Source organism: Burkholderia sp. SIMBA_062 (assembly GCF_046534765.1).
Lineage (GTDB): Bacteria > Pseudomonadota > Gammaproteobacteria > Burkholderiales > Burkholderiaceae > Burkholderia > Burkholderia ambifaria.
This window is the reverse complement of the sequence record NZ_JAWRYD010000060.1, coordinates 1-17,024: the sequence shown is the minus strand read 5'-3', so window position 1 is coordinate 17,024 and position 17,024 is coordinate 1. Positions and strand designations below refer to the sequence as shown.

At 66.2% G+C, this 17,024-nt stretch carries 12 protein-coding genes and 1 pseudogene; 8 read left to right on the top strand and 5 right to left on the bottom strand.

The window, feature by feature from the left end:
• Positions 1–309: 309 nt before the first annotated feature.
• The 4 genes and pseudogenes from SB786_RS34710 to SB786_RS34695 all read right to left on the bottom strand — a co-directional run.
• Positions 310–1,257: a choline ABC transporter substrate-binding protein gene (locus tag SB786_RS34710; protein WP_006757406.1), complete on the bottom strand. Its 948-nt coding sequence runs from the start codon at positions 1,255–1,257 to the stop codon at positions 310–312.
• A 110-nt stretch (positions 1,258–1,367) separates the two neighbouring features.
• Positions 1,368–2,366, bottom strand: coding sequence for a GlxA family transcriptional regulator (locus SB786_RS34705; RefSeq protein WP_410731357.1), 999 nt, complete (start codon positions 2,364–2,366; stop codon positions 1,368–1,370).
• 118 nt (positions 2,367–2,484) lie between these two features.
• Positions 2,485–3,381, bottom strand: a complete 897-nt coding sequence (gene choW, locus SB786_RS34700; RefSeq protein WP_410731356.1) for a choline ABC transporter permease subunit — start codon at positions 3,379–3,381, stop codon at positions 2,485–2,487.
• A pseudogene (locus SB786_RS34695) lies at positions 3,374–4,665 on the bottom strand (quaternary amine ABC transporter ATP-binding protein); the annotation flags it as partial. The pseudogene SB786_RS34695 and the gene choW, both read right to left, overlap by 8 nt.
• Between SB786_RS34695 and SB786_RS34690 the strand changes: the two are divergent.
• The 3 genes from SB786_RS34690 to SB786_RS34680 all read left to right on the top strand — a co-directional run bounded on the left by SB786_RS34690 (position 4,644) and on the right by SB786_RS34680 (position 9,898).
• Positions 4,644–5,042 (top strand): hypothetical protein, encoded by a 399-nt coding sequence (locus SB786_RS34690; RefSeq protein WP_410731358.1) that lies wholly within the window; start codon positions 4,644–4,646, stop codon positions 5,040–5,042. The pseudogene SB786_RS34695 and the gene SB786_RS34690 sit on opposite strands and share 22 nt — an antisense overlap.
• Positions 5,043–5,156: 114 nt before the next feature.
• Positions 5,157–8,564, top strand: a complete 3,408-nt coding sequence (locus tag SB786_RS34685) for a DUF2339 domain-containing protein (protein ID WP_410731355.1) — start codon at positions 5,157–5,159, stop codon at positions 8,562–8,564.
• Positions 8,561–9,898: a DUF3999 domain-containing protein gene (locus tag SB786_RS34680; protein ID WP_410731354.1), complete on the top strand. Its 1,338-nt coding sequence runs from the start codon at positions 8,561–8,563 to the stop codon at positions 9,896–9,898. Before SB786_RS34685 ends, SB786_RS34680 begins: the two co-directional genes overlap by 4 nt.
• Before the next feature lie 145 nt (positions 9,899–10,043).
• Here SB786_RS34680 and SB786_RS34675 read toward each other — a convergent pair whose 3' ends face one another.
• On the bottom strand, positions 10,044–10,844 hold the full coding sequence (locus SB786_RS34675; protein WP_410731353.1) for a GNAT family N-acetyltransferase: 801 nt from the start codon (positions 10,842–10,844) through the stop codon (positions 10,044–10,046).
• A 256-nt stretch (positions 10,845–11,100) separates the two neighbouring features.
• Here SB786_RS34675 and SB786_RS34670 point away from each other — a divergent pair, with 256 nt between their 5' ends.
• From SB786_RS34670 to SB786_RS34650, 5 genes are all read left to right on the top strand, one after another.
• Complete coding sequence (locus SB786_RS34670) at positions 11,101–11,406, top strand: NIPSNAP family protein (protein ID WP_410731352.1); 306 nt, start codon at positions 11,101–11,103, stop codon at positions 11,404–11,406.
• A gap of 300 nt (positions 11,407–11,706) precedes the next feature.
• Positions 11,707–12,357: an NADPH-dependent FMN reductase gene (locus SB786_RS34665; RefSeq protein WP_410731351.1), complete on the top strand. Its 651-nt coding sequence runs from the start codon at positions 11,707–11,709 to the stop codon at positions 12,355–12,357.
• Between the two features lie 222 nt (positions 12,358–12,579).
• Positions 12,580–12,798, top strand: coding sequence for a hypothetical protein (locus tag SB786_RS34660; RefSeq protein WP_006749916.1), 219 nt, complete (start codon positions 12,580–12,582; stop codon positions 12,796–12,798).
• 92 nt (positions 12,799–12,890) lie between these two features.
• Entirely contained in the window at positions 12,891–13,793 is a 903-nt protein-coding gene (locus SB786_RS34655; RefSeq protein ID WP_410731350.1) for a ferritin-like domain-containing protein, read from the top strand.
• A 1,081-nt stretch (positions 13,794–14,874) separates the two neighbouring features.
• A partial coding sequence (locus tag SB786_RS34650) for an ESPR-type extended signal peptide-containing protein (RefSeq protein WP_410731349.1) occupies positions 14,875–17,024 on the top strand: 2,150 nt, incomplete at its 3' end.

The window sequence follows — 17,024 nt, the reverse complement described above, 5'->3', positions numbered from 1 at the left end:
TGAACATGCCTGATTTCCTTCCTTTGCGTCGAGTTTATACACGACCTCTTGGAAGGCGAAATTTCAGGGGAAGCTCAGTTGACCAACACGAAGATGCGCGATTGCGAAGAGGTTTTCAATCATACGAGTTCGAAATTCGTATACCTAATTCTTCTTATATTTCTATCATCTAACTTCTCAATCGGTCGATCAAGATCGCCAGACAAGCATACAAAAACGCCCCTGAAGCCAGATAACAACTCTGTCGTTCAGGGGCATATGACTACCGTCAAGCCTTACGCGGAAACCCAAAAAAAACAGCGGCCTCGCTCAATGCACGCCGAGATAAGCCTTCACCGCCGGCAGGCCCGGCTTGCCGTCGAGCGTCGTCACGCCGGCCAGCCACTTCTCGAGCGATTGCGGGTTCGCCTTCAGCCACGCGGCGGCGGCCTTGTTCGGGTCTTCCTTGTTCATGATCGGCACCATCACGTGGTTCTCGATCGCCGTCGTGAACTGCAGGTTCGACACGAACTTCGCGACGTTCGGGCAGCGCTGCGCGTAGTCGGGCGGCGTGGCCGTCAGCACCTTCGCCTCGCCGTAGTTCGGGCCGAACACGTCGTCGCCGCCGGTCAGATAATCGATCTTCATCTGCACGTTCATCGGATGCGGTTCCCAGCCGAGGAACACGATCCACTGTTTGTCACGGGCCGCGCGATTCACCTCGATCAGCATCCCTGCCTCGCTCGACTCGACCAGCTTGAACTTGCCGAGGCCGAACTGATTGGTGTCGATCATCTTCTTGATCAGCGCATTGCCGTCGTTGCCCGGCTCGATCCCGTAGATCTTGCCGTTGAGCTTGTCCGCGTACTTCTGGATGTCGGCGAACGACTTCAGGCCGCCCTGGTACACGTAGTCGGGCACCGCGAGCGTGTATTTCGCACCGGTCAGGTTGGGCGTGGCGAGCACCTTGATCGTGCCGGCCTTCGTGAACGGCTGGATGATCGGGTCCATCGTCGGCGACCAGTAGCCGAGGAACACGTCGATCTGCTTGCTCTTGATGCCGGCGAACGTGATCGGCACCGACGCGATCGTCTTGGTCGGCGCGTAGCCGAGCCCCTGCAGCATCGTCGACGCGAGGCCGGTGGTGGCCGCGATGTCGGACCAGCCGACGTCCGCGAAGCGCACGTTCTTGCACACGGGCGGGTCGGCCGCATACACCGCCGACATCGGCGCGGCGATCCCGATCCCGCATACCGTTGCGATCAATAGGCGCTTCATCTGTCTTCTCCTCAAGGTGACGTCGTTTTTCATGGTTGCGGGATCGATGGTTGAAGCCGCGCGCCGCGATCCCGGCGGCGTCGCGGACCGAACGTCTCGCGCGGGCCGTGTCAGCGCCCCGGCAGCCGCCGTTCGTAGCTCGGTGCGTGACCGAACTGCGCGCGATACGCCTTGCTGAAGTGACACGGCGAATGGAATCCGCACGTCGTCGTCACGCGCGCGATCGACGCGTCGGTCGTGCGCAGCAGGTCGCGCGCGCGTTTGAGCCGCAGCGTCAGGTAATAGTGGGTCGGCGATACGTTCAGGTACACCTTGAACATTCGCTGCAGGTGCCGCTGCGACAGCCGCACGAGCCGCGCGAGTTCCTCGAGCGACAGCGGCTCCTCGATGTTCGCCTCCATCAGGCGCACGACCTCGATCAGCTCCGCGCGCGAGAAGCCGACGCGCGCATCGACCGGAATCGGCTGCGTGTCGGTCGAGCTGCGGATGCGCTCGAGGATGAACTGCTCGGACACCTGCGCGGCGAGCTTCTGGCCGAAGCGCATGCCGACGAGGTTCAGCATCAGGTCGAGCGGCGCGGTGCCGCCGGTACAGGTGAGCCGGTCGCGATCGACGACGAACAGCTCGTCGGCGAACCCCACCCGCGGAAACTCCGCATGCAGCGCGGACAGGTTCTCCCAGTGCACGGTGCAGCGATAGCCGTCGAGCAGCCCGCCCGACATCAATGCATACGCGCCGGTGCAGATGCCGCCCAGCGGCAGCCCGCGTTCGGCGAGCGCCGTGAGCGTGTCGCGCGCGCCGTCATCGACCACGTCACGAATGCGAATCCCGCCGCACACGATCATCACGTCGGGCAGGTTCGTGTAGTCGAGCGCCTGGGTCGGCCGCACCGCGATGCCGTTGCTGGCATGCACGGGGGCGCCGTCGAGCGAATAGATCGACCATTGATAATGGTCGGCGCGCCCGACGTAGTTCGCCATCCGAAGCACTTCGACCGCGCTCGAGAACGCGATCATCGAGAAATTCGGCAGCGTAAGAAAGCCGAAATGGGCGAGGGACGAAACCGGTGAAACGCAAGCGGCGGGCACGGCGGCAGCGGCGGACGTCACATCGGGCTCCTGGCGAACGGTTGAGCAGGTTGCAGGACGCCAGTCCCGCGGCGCACGCCGCGGAAAACCGGTGTCGAATCGGAGAAGGCGGCCGGAAGATGCACCGGCCGCCGGTGGCTCACGCTTGAGCGGGCGCGCCCTTCGCGCGGAACACCTGCTTCAGGCCCGAGAACAGCGGTGCTTTCACGGTGCCCGGCGCGCGGCCGAAGCTTTCGGTGATGCGGTCGAGAATGATCGCGAGCAGCACGACCGACAGACCGCTTTCGAAACCGAGGCCGATGTCGAGGCGCTGGATACTCGCGAGCACGTCGTTGCCGAGGCCGCCCGCGCCGACCATCGACGCGATGATCACCATCGACAGCGCCATCATGATCGTCTGGTTCACGCCCTGCATGATCGACGGCAGCGCATTCGGGAACTGCACCTTGTACAGCAGCTGCCACGGCGTGCAGCCGAATGCCTGGCCGGCTTCGACGATCTCGCGGTTCACGTGACGGATGCCGAGGCTCGTCAGGCGCACGGCCGGCGGCATCGCGAAGATCACCGTCGACAGGATCCCCGGCACGCGGCCGAGACCGAACAGCATCGCGGCCGGAATCAGGTAGACGAATGCGGGCATCGTCTGCATCAGGTCGAGGATCGGACGCACGATCGCGGCGACCAGCTTGCTCTTCGCGGCCCAGACGCCGAGCGGAATGCCGAGCACGAGGCTGATGATCGTCGACGACAACGTGAGACCGAGCGTGATGACCGTCTGGTCCCAGAAGCCCGTCGCGAAGATCAGCAGCAGCGACAAGGTGGTGAACAGCGCGAAGCGCCAGCCCACGCGCCACAGTCCGACGCCGATGAAGATCGCCATCATCAGCCACATCGGGATCGCCTGCAGGCTGTGCTCGACGAACGCGGCGAGGCCCTCGATCGCGCGGCCGATCGCATCGAACGTGGCGGCGTCATGGTCGAGCAGGTAGTGAACGGACCGGTCGACCCAGGTACCGAGCGGAATCATTTCAGACATGGGAACCTCGCGAACGCGTGATGGCTTTCAGGATGAGTGCGCGGTCGACCGAACCGCAGTAGCAGCCGTCGTCGTCGACGACGGGCAGTGCATTCGGGCTTGCGACCACGCGCGCGACGACATGATCGAGCGTCGCGTCGCGCCGGATGCTTTCGATCGGCCGCACGGACGGCGTGGCCTGACCCTGCGCATCGCGCGTGACGAAGCCGCGAATCTTGCGTGCGGCGTCGAGCACGAACGCGTATTCGGCGCTGCCGTTCAGCGTCGCCGCGACGTTCGCCGCATCGAGTTTCGACATGGTCGGCACGGCGCCCGTCTGCATCAGGTCGCCGGCAGTGAGGTAGCGGCTGGTGTCGATGCCGTCGAAGAATGCGCGCACGTAGTCGTCGGCCGGGTTGGCGATGATGTCCTGCGGCGTGCCGACCTGCACGAGCCGGCCGCCTTCCATGATCGCGATGCGGTTGCCGATGCGCAGCGCCTCCTCCAGATCGTGCGACACGAACATGATCGTGCGGCGCTGTTCCTTCTGCAGTTGCAGCAGCACGTCCTGCATTTCGCGGCGCTTGAGCGGATCGAGCGCGGAGAACGCCTCGTCCATGATCATCAGCGACGGGTTCACGGCCAGCGCGCGGGCCAGGCCGACGCGCTGCTGCATGCCGCCCGACAGCTCGGACGGCAGCTTCTGCGCGAACGGTGCGAGACCGACCTGCTCGAGCACTTCCATTGCCCGGCGTTCGCGCTCCTTCTTGCCGACGCCGCCGACCTCGAGGCCGAACGCGGCATTCGACACCACGGTGCGATGCGGCATCAGCGCGAACGACTGGAACACCATGCTCATGTCCTTGCGGCGCAGCGCGGTCAGCTCCGAGCGGCGCGCCGACGCAACGTCGAGCCCGTCGATCAGCACCTTGCCGGCGCTTGGATCGACCAGCCGGTTCACGAGGCGGATCAACGTGGATTTGCCGGAGCCGGACAGGCCCATCAGCACGAATATTTCGCCTTCCTGCACGTCGAACGATACGTTGTGCACGCCGACGACCTGACCGGTACGCTTGAGCACATCGTCTTTCGTTGCACCGGCGGCGAGCATGTCGAGCGCCTGCTGCGGGTTACTTCCAAATACCTTGCACAGACCTTCGACCACGACCTTGGGGGCATCCATTGAAACCTTCTCCTCGTGTAGCGGGGACTCACGCGTCGCATAGCGTGCCTACATAGTTGCCAGAAAAAACCCCGACCTGCCGACGAATTACGACAAACGCTTGCGCAAATACGACACGGCCTCCAGCCCCGCCTGGCGGGCCGCAGCGCGCGGCGGCACCCGTTTGCGGCGATGCAATACGCGCACAGCCAGCACCGGCGGGCATCACACGCCGGACTTGTGCGCAGCAGCGCGGCGCGCATCGCATGGCGTTTTGCGCCAATTCGCCTCGGGGCGGGTGTCGCTTTACGACAATTTCACGTCCGTTCCGGCGCCGCTCTGCTCAGACGAAAGAAACACCGCATTCACCCGTAAAAAGCATGACCGTGCAAAAGGCCGCACGGCGACACCGAATAGCGCACGCCGTGATACCGCGCCAACCTCCAAAATCCGCGACGACCGCTGTGATACATTCCCCGCAAACACGCTGATCACGACGTTGCGCGGGCCTTTGGTTTAATGGTACGCCGATGGCGCGCGCATGCCGGTTCGCCTGCCGGCCATACCGAAACAGCCTCGATCGGGCCGCGCGATGATCGAAGGACGATAACGAAATGAGAGAGGGAGCTAGGCGATGAATTGGGCTTTTGCCGCAATCGGCTTCATCGCGGGCGGTATCGCCGCATTGTTCGGGGATTTCTCCGTCGCCAACGGCACGCTGCTGGGTGCGGCGGCCGGGTTCTGCATCGGCCACGCGCTGCAGCAACGCAAGCGCAACGGCGACGACACGCCACCTGGTGCGTTCGCGATGTCCGCGCCGCCCGCAACACCGCAACCCCCACCCGTTCTGCTCGCCGATCGCGTCGCGCACCTCGAAGCGACGGTCGACGCGCTCACGCGCGAGCTCGATGTGCTGCGCGGCCAGCTCGCCGGCGCGCAAGCCGGTGCGGCCGCGACGGGCAGCGCCGCGCAGGCGCCGTCGGCCACGCCCGCCACCGTCCCGCCGCCGGCCACGCTTGCGCCACGGCCCGCCGTCGCGAGCGCCGGCACGCCAGCGTCGACATCCATGCCGACTTCCGCACCGACTCCCGCACCGGCAGTCGCCGCGCGCACGAGCGACGCGCCGGCCGCCGGCGCACCGACGAATGCACCCGCCGCCACCACCCGCCCGGCCCCGCCCGCCCCGCCCGCGCCCCGCGAACCCGGCATTGCCGAGCGCGCGTTGCGCGCCGCGCGCGACTGGCTGCTCGGCGGCAACACGGTCGTGCGCGTCGGCATCATCGTGCTGTTCTTCGGGGTCGCGTTCCTGCTCAAGTACGCGGCCGACAACAGCATGCTGCCGATCGAATTCCGTCTCGCCGGCACGGCGCTCGCCGCGGCCGCGCTGCTCGCGATCGGCTGGCGCGTGCGTGCGCGCCGAGCCGCTTATGGCCTCGTGCTGCAGGGTGGCGGCATCGGCATCCTGTACCTGACGATCTTCGCCGCGACCAAGCTCTACGCACTCCTGCCAGTCGGCGCGGCGTTCCCGCTGATGGTCGCGGTGTGCGGGCTGAGCGCGTTCCTCGCGGTGAAACAGAACGCGCTGCCGCTCGCGTTCATGGGCAGCGCGGGCGGCTTTCTCGCGCCGGTGCTGCTGTCGACCGGCCAGGGTAACCATGTCGCGCTGTTCAGCTACTACGCATTACTGAATGCGGGCATCTTCGCGATCGCGTGGTTCAAGGCGTGGCGTCCGCTGAATCTGCTCGGCTTCGCGTTCACGTTCACGATCGGCTCGGCGTGGGGCGTGACGGCCTACCGCCCCGCGCTGTTCGCGAGCACCGAGCCGTTCCTGATCCTGTTCTTCCTGATGTATGTCGGCATCGCGCTGCTGTATGCGGTGAAACGCGAGCTGGCGTTGCGGCACTACGTCGACGGCACGCTCGTGTTCGGCACGCCGATCGTCGCGACCGCGCTACAGGCGGCGCTCGTGAAGGACATCCCGTTCGGGCTCGCGTGGAGCGCCGTCGCGCTGTCGGCCTTCTACGTCGCGCTCGCCGCCTGGCTCGCGCGGCGCCGCGACCGCCTCGCGCTGCTGTTCGAATCCACGCTCGCGCTCGCGGTGATCTTCGCGACGCTCGCGGTGCCGCTCGCGTTCTCGGGCCCGACGACCAGCGCCGCGTGGGCGATCGAGGGCGCGGCCGTCGTCTGGCTCGGCGTGCGCGAGAAACGCCTGCTGCGGTTCGGCTTCGGGCTGCTGATGCAAGTGGCCGCGGCCGGCGCATTCTTCGCGAGCCTGCTCGGGCCGGCCGACACCACCGCACTGCCCGTGCTCAACGGCCCGACCATCGCGATGCTGCTGATCGCGCTCGCCGGCGTGTTCACCGGCTGGTGGTTGCACGGACGCGACGAAGCTCGAGCGTGGCACGCATGGATGCCGGAGGTCGGCGCCGCGGCCGCGGCGTGGGGGCTGCTGTGGTGGGTCAGTGGCGGTCTGCACGAAATCCTCGTCTATGCGAGCCGTCACGTCGATCTGCATGCGGACCGCTTCGTCGTCGACGCGACCGCGCTGTTCGCAGCCGGCACCGCGTGGCTGGCACACGTCGCGCGCCGCAAACTCGCGTGGCCAATCGCCGAATGGCCGGCACTCGCGCTCACGCCGGTGCTCGCGCTGCTCGCGTGGCGCGCGTTCGATTCGCACGAGGCGCCGCTGTCGGGCATGGGCGCGTTCGCGTGGCCGATCGCCGTCGTCGCGTGCTACGCGCTGCTGCTGCGTCAGTCGCGCGGCACGACGGGCGCCGGCCCGGCCACGGGCGCGATGGCGGCGACGGCTGCAACGGACAGGTCGGCCGTGGCGGCCGTCCCCGCCCACGTAATCGCGCCGCTGCACACGCTGATGTTCTGGACGTTGTGCGGGCTGTTCTCGCTCGAAGGCTTCTGGCGTCTGCGCGCGTTCGTGCCCGAAGGCGCGTGGAGCTGGAGCGCGTGGGCCTACGGCTTCGGCGCGCTGCTCCTGCTGGTGGCGGGCCCCGGCTCGCGCCTGCGCTGGCCGGTCGCCGCGTTCCCGCGCGCGTACCAGGTATGGGGTGCCGCGCCGCTTGCCGTGCTGCTGGGGCTGTGGAGCATCGCCAGCGTGACGAGCGACGGCGACGCGTCGCCGCTCTTCTGGCTGCCGCTGCTCAATCCGCTCGACGTCGCGCAACTGCTGATCTTCGTCGCGTTCGCCACCTGGCTGCGCCGCCTGAAGACGCTCGGCATCACCTGGCATCCGCTTGCGGCCGACCTCGCGGCGCTCGCGACCGTGTTCCTGTGGTTCAACGCGCTGCTGCTGCGCACGCTGCATCACCGTTTCCACCTGGCCTACGACATCGATACCGTGCTGTCGTCGTTCGGCATCCAGCAGGTATTCATGGTCGGCTGGAGCCTGTTCGCGTTCGCCGGGATGTGGCTCACGTGCCGTGACGGCATCGCGCGCGTATGCGCGCTCGCATCGCTGCCGCTCATCGTCGTGATGTGGGTCTGGACCTTCTATGCGAACTTCACGCAGGACGGCGGAAGCTGGGCGCGCATCCCGCTGCTCAATCCGCTCGATCTCGTGCTCGTGGTGGTCTATGCGCTCGCCGCGTCGTGGTTCGTGCGCGCGCGCAAACTCGGCTGGTCGTTCGGCAACTATCGCGTCGAACTGCTGAGCGGGGCGGGCGCGACCGCATTCCTGTGGCTCAACGCGATCCTGCTGCGCACCTTGCATCACTGGGCCGGCGTGCCGTACGAATTCGGCGCAATGGCCGAATCGACGCTCGTGCAGGCTTCGGTGTCCGTGTACTGGACGCTCTGCGCGCTCGCGATCACGATCTGGGCCACGCGCCGCGGGCTGCGTCCGCTGTGGTTCGTCGGCGCCGCGCTGCTCGCGCTCACGGTGATCAAGCTGTTCCTGTTCGACCTGTCGCACGTGACCGGCATCGAACGCATCGTGTCGTTCATCGGCATCGGCGTGCTGCTGCTGTTGATCGGCTATTTCTCGCCGCTGCCGCCGAAGGCCGCGCTCCAAGCGGACGACGCACGATGAAACGACTCGCAGCCCTGCTCGGCCTGAGCCTGCTCGCGTCGTTCGCCGCGGCCGACGCCACGCCGGGCGCCGGACGCGTCGCCCGGCACTTCTCGCTCGATCTCGACGGTAGCGCCGCGTATTACCAGCTCACCGTGCCGCAACCCGTGTACGCGGCCAGCCGGCGCGACGATCTCGGCGACGTGCGCATCTTCAACGGCGCCGGCGAGCCCGTGCCGTATTCGCTCGATGCGCCCACGGCGGCGGCCGTGCCGCCGTCGCGCACGCCGGTGCACTGGTTCCCGTTGCCGCCGTCGCGCACCGACGACGGCCGCGTGCCGCTCGGCGTATCGGTCGCGCCCGACGGCTCGCTGCGCGCGGCCGTTGCCGCACCGGCTCGCGTGAAGCACGCGGCGGATCTTGTCGACCTGTCGCATGCCGACGGCGAGGTCGACGCGGTGCTCGTGCACGTGAGCGACGACAGCTATCAGGGGCGCGTCGCCGTCGAAGCGAGCGACGATCTGCGCAGCTGGCGCTCGCTCGGCAGCACGCAACTGCTGAAGGTCGGACGCGGCGACGACATGCTGGTGCAGGAACGCATCGCGCTGGAAGGCACGGGGCCGCGCTACCTGCGGCTCGACTGGCTCGACGGTGCGCCCGCGATCGGGTCGATCGAGATCGAAACGCAACCGCACGATGCGCGCACGGCGGACGCCGCGACCGTGCCGCGCCAATGGCGCGACGCCGTGCACGTGCGGGCCGGCAGCGCGCCCGGCGAGTATCTGTTCGACACCGATGGCGCGTATCCGGTCGACCGCGTGCGCATCGACCTGCCGCAGCCGAATACGGTTGCGCGCGCAACGCTGCAGAGTCGTCCGGACGCGCAGGCGCCGTGGCGCGACGTCGCCGGCGCCGCGCTGTTCCGGCTGCAGGGAAAAGGTGCCGAACAGCGCAACCCGCCGCTGGCGTTCGCGCCGAATCCCGATCGCGCATGGCGGATCGTCGTCGACATGCGCAACGGTGGCCTCGGCAACGGCCAGCCGGCCGTCGCGATCGGCTGGCACCCCGCCGCGCTGACCTTCGTCGCGCGCGGCACGCCACCGTTCACGCTCGGCGTCGGCAATGCGTCGCTGCAGTCGTCGGCCGTGAGCCGCGATGCACTGCTGGTCGGGATGGCGCCGGAAGTGCGGCCCGCGCGCGTCGGTGCGGCGTTGCCGGCCGCGGCGGTCGAGCCTGAGGCCGCCGCCGATACGGATGCGACGCGCCGTTACGTGCTGTGGGGCGCGTTGATCGTTGCGGTCGGTGTGCTCGGTACGATCGCATGGCGCCTCGCGAAAGGCGGCCGCGACGCGTAACCTCGACACGCATTCGTGTCCCTCTTGATGCGCCATTTACCGCGCGTGCCTGCTTTTATCGACAATCGCAACGCGCGATCGCGTACGGTCGCCACGCGAATTCGTCGGCCGGGCCTTTCTCGGTATTGGCATGCACGCCACGCAATCAGGCACGCCGTTGCCGGGCCACGAAGCGACCATGCTGGCGAGGCCGCCACGGCGACGAGCGGCAGCTCGCGGCGCCCGCCGCCCGTCGTGCCGCCCATCCGGTGACCCGGCGCACATGCGGGTCGCGCCGGGCCATCGCGTCCACGCGCGACGGCAATGCATACGCGAGACGCCGCACGGCCGCCACGCGCGCAGCCAGCCGCGACGCCGGCGACACGCGGCGCGCGAAGTGCGCGACGGGCCGCTTGCAGAGGATCGCGCTGTCGTAGCGCTTGCCGGCGAAGCGCATCGTGTCGATTACCTCGAAACCCTGCGCGCCGTAGAACGCCAGCAGGTGCGAAGCGGGATGCGGCGTATCGAGCGCGAGCAGCGTATAGCCGCGCAACGCGGCCCACTGCTCGGCGAACGACAGCAACAACGCGCCGATCCTGCAGCTCTGGCAGTCGGGATCGACGGCCACCTGCCGCACGCTCGCGACGCCTTCGCACCGGTACAGCGAACAGGCCGAAGACGGATCGGTCGCATACAGCGTGGCCGTACCGACCACACGTCCGCCGCACACGGCGACGTAGCACTCGCCTGCTTGCGCGCGGCGGCGCGTGACGTCTTCGTCCTGGTCGACGCACGTGCAGTTCAGCCCCATCGCGCCGAGCCGCGCGAATGCGCGATGCAGCATCGACGTGAGTTGCGCATAGCTGTCTGATGCCGGATCGAAACGCCGGACGATCACGCGATCGGCGCACCCGGAAGGCAGCGCGGCAGGAGACCGTTCGGCGATCGCGTTCCAGGGTATCGACATTGCAATGCTCCGTGGTTGGAATGCCCGAAGTCTAGGAGCGCGCCGGCCGCCGTCACAAGAAAAAATGTCGTAAAAGTTTGGGGAATGCGTGCGGGCGAAGCGGCCGCGACGGTGCATGCCGCGGCTTTCGCGCGGATCGTCGAGAACGCATGAAAGAACGCCGATCGTTGTTCGCGCAAGCAATGTCGGATGCTTCGTTGACACGTGCGACGACTCCATCCAGACTCGCTGCTCCCCCACCGTACCGAGAGCGCTCATGGTCACCTGCTTCCTTCGCTACGTCATCGATCCGTACAAGCTCGAGCAGTTCGAAACCTACGGCAAGATGTGGATTCCGCTCGTCGAGCAATTCGGCGGCACGCATCATGGCTACTTCCTGCCATCCGAAGGCGCCAGCAACATCGCGCTCGCAATGTTCACGTTCCCGAGCCTCGCCGAGTACGAGCGCTACCGCGAACGCTCGAAGGACGATCCCGCCTGCCAGGCCGCGTTCCGCTACGCGGAGGAAACGCGCTGCATCGTCAGCTACGAGCGCAGCTTCTTCCGGCCGGTGTTCGAGTAACCGCCATGCATCGCGCCCCCTTTCTGGCGGCGGACGAAAAAAAGCCCCGCCAGCATCCGCGCGGCGGGGCCAACCCATGTCAGTAGAGACATCATGGAGGAGACGAGCCCATCTTATCGAGTGCCGCACGCGGTCCCAACCAAGCATTTCTGCTATCCATCTGCGTCGCCGCGCGCACGCTCGACCCGCGTGCCTGGCATATCGATAGAACGAAAAGTCGTTTTCAGAGTGGCAGCGGGGTCGTTACCATCTGGTTTTAAGCCTGTGCTTAGCCGGGCAACCCATCCCAAGGAGCGCCCCTTGACTGCATTCGATCAACACCGCCGCCCGTTCGTGGTCGGCATCGGCGGCACCACCCGGGCCGCGTCGTCGACCGAGCGCGCGCTGTCATTCGCGCTGCGCGGCGCGCAAGCCGCCGGCGCACGCACGCGCCTGTTCGACGGCCCGTTCCTGCATACGCTGCCGCACTACGCCCCCGAACACAAAACGCTGACCGACGCGCAGCGAGAGCTGATCGACACCGTGCGCGAAGCCGATGCGATCGTCATCGCGACGCCCGGCTATCACGGCGGCGTGTCCGGCCTCGTGAAGAACGCGCTCGACACGCTCGAGGAACTGCGCGCCGACGAGCGCCCGTATCTCGACGGCCGCGCGGTCGGCCTGATCGTCACCGCCTACGGCTGGCAGGCCGCCGGCACCGTGCTGACGTCGCTGCGTTCGATCGTCCATGCGCTGCGCGGCTGGCCGACGCCGTTCGGCGCGACCGTGAACACGCTCGAAACGCGCTTCGACAGCGCCGACACCTGCTCGGATCCGAAGGTCGTCGCACAGCTCGAGACCGTCGGCTCGCAAGCAGCGGAATTCGCGCTCGCGTTCGCGTCGCATCGCGCGGCCGCGCATGCGGCATCGGTAGACGTGCTCGCCCCCGTGCTGAAGATCGCCAATCACTGACCGCAGTCTTCCCGCCGCCCGCGCCCGGCCGACGACGTTCGCCGTGCGCGGGCGGCGCGTGTCCGAAGTGCCGGCGCGCATCGCGCCGACGCCCTGCTCCATGCCGGCTCCCCGCGCCGATAATGATTCAGCCCGCCACGTGATTTGCATTGGCCGAAAGATTGGTTCACGCGGGCGGCGGGTTTTCGTACGCTGAAAGCCCGAATCCTCCATGCGTACGCCATGAACCGCACGATCCGCTACAAGGGCTACGAAGTCGCCCCCGCCGCCGCCCGGCTGCCGAACGGGCTATTCGCCGCGAACCTGACGATCGAGAAGGCAAGCGGCGGCCCGTCGCCGCGCGCCGTGTCGTTCGACGCGATCGATTTCTTCTTCGAAGAGGAACACGCGCTCGCGTATGCGTCCCGCTGGGGACGCCTCTGGGTCGACACGCAGGCCTGAGCGCAGCGCCCCGCAGCGAGGGCTCGCACGAAAATACGCGATGACGGAAGCTATGCAAGAATCTTTCGTCTTGTAATCGCATAACAATAGCCATGTCCGACACGCTGCAGGATGAGCATGTAGCGGCAGATTACGCCATGCGCAACTGGACCTTCGAGCGGCAGGGTCCGGTCAGGATCGGTTCCGATGCGCACAGGCAGATGTTCTGCCACATGCTCCTCGATACACACAACCCGTACAAACCGGCCGTCATCGACTGGCCTCCGCTCAAGCCCGACGAACTCAAGCGGCTCACGTCGCTGCCGATCTGGGACATCGCCGTCCAAACCGAGGGCCGCGCGTCGATCCGCGTGGCGACCTACGCCGCGGCGGTCGACGATCCGCTGCTGCGCCGCGCACTCGAGATGGACGGCGGCGAGGAAGCACGGCACAAGGTCGTGCTGTCGAAGCTCGTCGAGGCATACGGCATCCGGCTCGCGCCGGAGCCGCCCTACCCGGCGCCGAAGGATCCCGAGTGGTCATGGATGATGACGGGCTTCAGCGAATGCATCGACAGCTTCTTCGCGTTCGGCCTGTTCCGCTCCGCGCAGCGCTCCGGCTATTTCCCGGCCGAACTCGTCGACACCTTCGAACCCGTGATCCAGGAAGAAGGCCGCCACATCCTGTTCTTCGTGAACTGGTACGCGTGGTACTGGCGCAATTTGCCGTGGTGGCGCCGGCCGTGGTTCTTCGCGCGCGTCGCGGCCGTGTGGGTGCACCTGGTCCGCGACCGCATCGGCATCGCCCGCGGAATCGACGCCGACGGCGTCGCGCGCGATGCGAACTTCCCGGCGACGAGCACCGCCGACATCGGCGAAACGCTGAACCCGCGCGAGCTGATCGAGCTGTGCCTGACCGAGAACGACCGGCGAATGGCCGGGTACGACAAGCGGCTGCTGCGCCCGATGTTCGTCCCGCGCATGGCGCGCCTCGCGCTGCGGTTTCTGCGGAAATAACGAGGTGGTGGCCGGCGGGTTGCAGGCGGTGCGGATCGGCGCGCGCCGCCGCCCGCCGGCGCCTTATCCGGAACGGCGTGCTGCGTCGGCCGGACGGCGTAGTGCAATCCGACTCGCCCGGTCGCGGTTGCCATCCGCGCGCCTGCTCTCCTCTGGAACGAAAGCGAAAACACCGTGGCACGGATCCGTTGCGTCACGCGCGGCGTGACGTCGGCCCACTCGCCCACGCGAGCCTGACGGTCCACATCGGGCACACACTTGCACGTCACCCTTCCTCCTGCGCAGGGCGTTTTCCTCGGAAACAGGGTCAAGTCATTGTGGCGACGATCCGACATTTCCCGCTCGCCGTATCCATTCCCCAATCGGCTGCGGTCCAAGCCTGGCCCGGACGGCCGATCTGACACCCTCCAATTGGCCCATCAATAGGGAAAATCCGAAACGCCGTTTCAATTGCCGGCGCGATGTGTCCGTAGCACTTTTTTACAATTTTATGACACCAACCGCCGGGAAAGGCCCGTCCCACGGGCGCGGGCGGCCGGTGCGATGCGCAAATCAGCATATGCGGAGGCTTCTATTTTCGTGTTTTTCCAATTTTAAGGAGATTTATTAAATACAACTCAAAATCACAATGAAATCTTAAATTAATAAATTAATAAGCCGCACCGACGTACGCGAATTAGCATCCATCCGAATATTACAAACCAGAAAGAATTGCCAGCGTCGCAAACGTTTGCGGTTTCATTCTTGTTACACATCGAGGTCGACAAAGTGTTTCACGCCGCGCAAAATACGCCCATCTCATTGATTTTTATACGATATTTGATCTGACACCGAACCGGCAACAATCATACACAAAGCATTTCGATTTCTTTCAATATAATTACCATCCAATACATCAAAACACGATGCATTAACCATCTTTTAACTTTTAAAACCTCCCATTTTTCACTGTTTGTCAATCTCCAAATATCACCTCAAATAAACTCCGCCCATCAATTTTGAGATTTCGCGCGATCGCACGGCATATTCATCTAACGAAAGAGACCGGTGTGTGGCGTGATTATTTGGAGGCAGCAGAAAAATGAACCGCACATACCGCTCGATCTGGAACGAAGCCCTTGGCGCCTGGGTCGCGGCATCCGAACACGATTCGGCACGGGGTAAGCCGAACAAGTCGGCCGTCGTGGTTGCCGCAGTCGCGGCCTTGACGATCGGCCTGCCCGGCTTCGCCGAAGCCAATACGCTCAACACACAGCAGACCTGCTTTACGGGCAGCAACAGCGCAGTCGGCCGCGTGAACCCGGGCGGCACGCAAAACCAGGCCGGCGACGGCTCCGGCACGTATTCGGTCGTGGCCGGGTGTAACTCCAACGGCAACGGCTGGACCGGTGTCACGGTATATGGCTCATTTGCACAGGCGACCGGCAACGGCGCCGTCGCCACCGGCATGCAGTCGTCGGCGGGCCTGTGGGGTGTCGCGGCCGGCCTCGAAACCACCGCCAGCGGCACCGGCGCAACCGCCCTCGGCTTCGGCTCGACGGCGAGCGCGCTGAACTCGGTCGCAATCGGCGGCGCGGGCGGCAACGGCACGACGCCGCTCTCGCAGGCAAACTCGACGCTCGCGTCGGGCGCGGGTTCGATCGCCATCGGCAGCAACGCAACAAAGGGCGCGCAGTCGGCCGCCTCGGACAGCATCGCGATCGGCGGACAATCGTCCGTCGCATCGACCGCCACGTCGGGTATCGCACTCGGCCGCGGCGCGACCGTCAATGGGGCGTATGGCATCGCACAAGGTGACGGTGTCATCTCCGGCGCGACGGGTCAGAACGTGGCAATCGGTTCGTCCGGCACCACCGCGAACAGCGCCACGGCTACCGGCGGCGCGGTCGCTATCGGCAGAGGCCAGGTTGCAAGCGGCGACGGCGCCGTTGCGATCGGCAATGGCAACTCGGCGAGCGGCACGGGCGCCGTCGCGCTGGGCAACAGCAGCACGGCGACCAACAGCTCCGTCGCGCTCGGCAGCTCGGCGACGGCAACGGGCACCAATGGCGCGGTTGCCATCGGCAATGCCGCGACCGCGAACGTCGCGAATTCGGTCGCGCTCGGCGGCAGTTCGGTGACGACCAGCGCCGCGTCGACGACGACCGGCGGCACGACGACTGTCAGCAACACAACGATCGGTGGCCAGATGTTCGGCAACTACGCTGGCGCGGGCTCGGCAGGCGGCGTCGTCAGCGTCGGTCAGCCGAATGCGGAACGCCGGATCCAGAACGTCGCGGCGGGCCTCGTCAGCGCGACAAGCACCGACGCGATCAACGGCAGCCAGATCTTCGCCGTGGCAAGCACCACGACGTCGAGCATCACGAGCCTGTCGACGTCGACGTCGACGGGTCTGTCGTCGGCCAACAGTTCGATCGGTTCGCTGTCGACCTCGGCCTCGACCGGCATCAACTCGTTGTCTACCGGCCTGAGCTCGACCAACAGTTCGGTTACGTCGCTCTCGTCGTCTACGTCCACCGGCCTCTCGTCGGCCAACAGCTCGATCGGTTCTCTGTCCACCTCGACCTCGACGGGCATCAACTCGCTGTCGACCGGACTCAGCTCGACCAATAGCTCCGTTACTTCGCTCTCGTCGTCAACGTCCAGCGGCCTCTCGTCGGCTAATAGCTCCATCGGTTCGCTCTCGACCGGCCTCAGCTTCACCAACAGCTCGGTTACGTCGCTCTCGTCGTCCACGTCGGCGGGCCTCTCGTCGGCGAATAGCTCGATCAGCTCGCTCTCCACGTCGACCTCGACCGGCCTGAGCTCAACCAACAGCTCAGTTACGTCGCTTTCGTCGTCAACGTCCAGCGGCCTCTCGTCGGCTAATAGCTCCATCGGCTCGCTCTCCACGTCGACCTCGACCGGGCTGTCGTCCGCTAATAGCGCCATCGGTTCGCTCTCGACCGGCCTCAGCTCGACCAACAGCTCAGTTACGTCGCTCTCGTCGTCCACGTCGACGGGCCTCTCGTCGGCTAATAGCTCGATCGGCTCGCTCTCCACGTCGACCTCGACCGGACTGTCGTCCGCAACTAGCTCGATCAGCTCTCTGTCCACCTCGACCTCGACGGGCATCAATTCGCTCTCGACCGGCCTCAGCTCAACCAACAGCTCGGTTACGTCGCTCTCGTCGTCCACGTCGACGGGCCTCTCGTCGGCGAATAGCTCGGTCAGCTCGCTCTCCACGTCGAC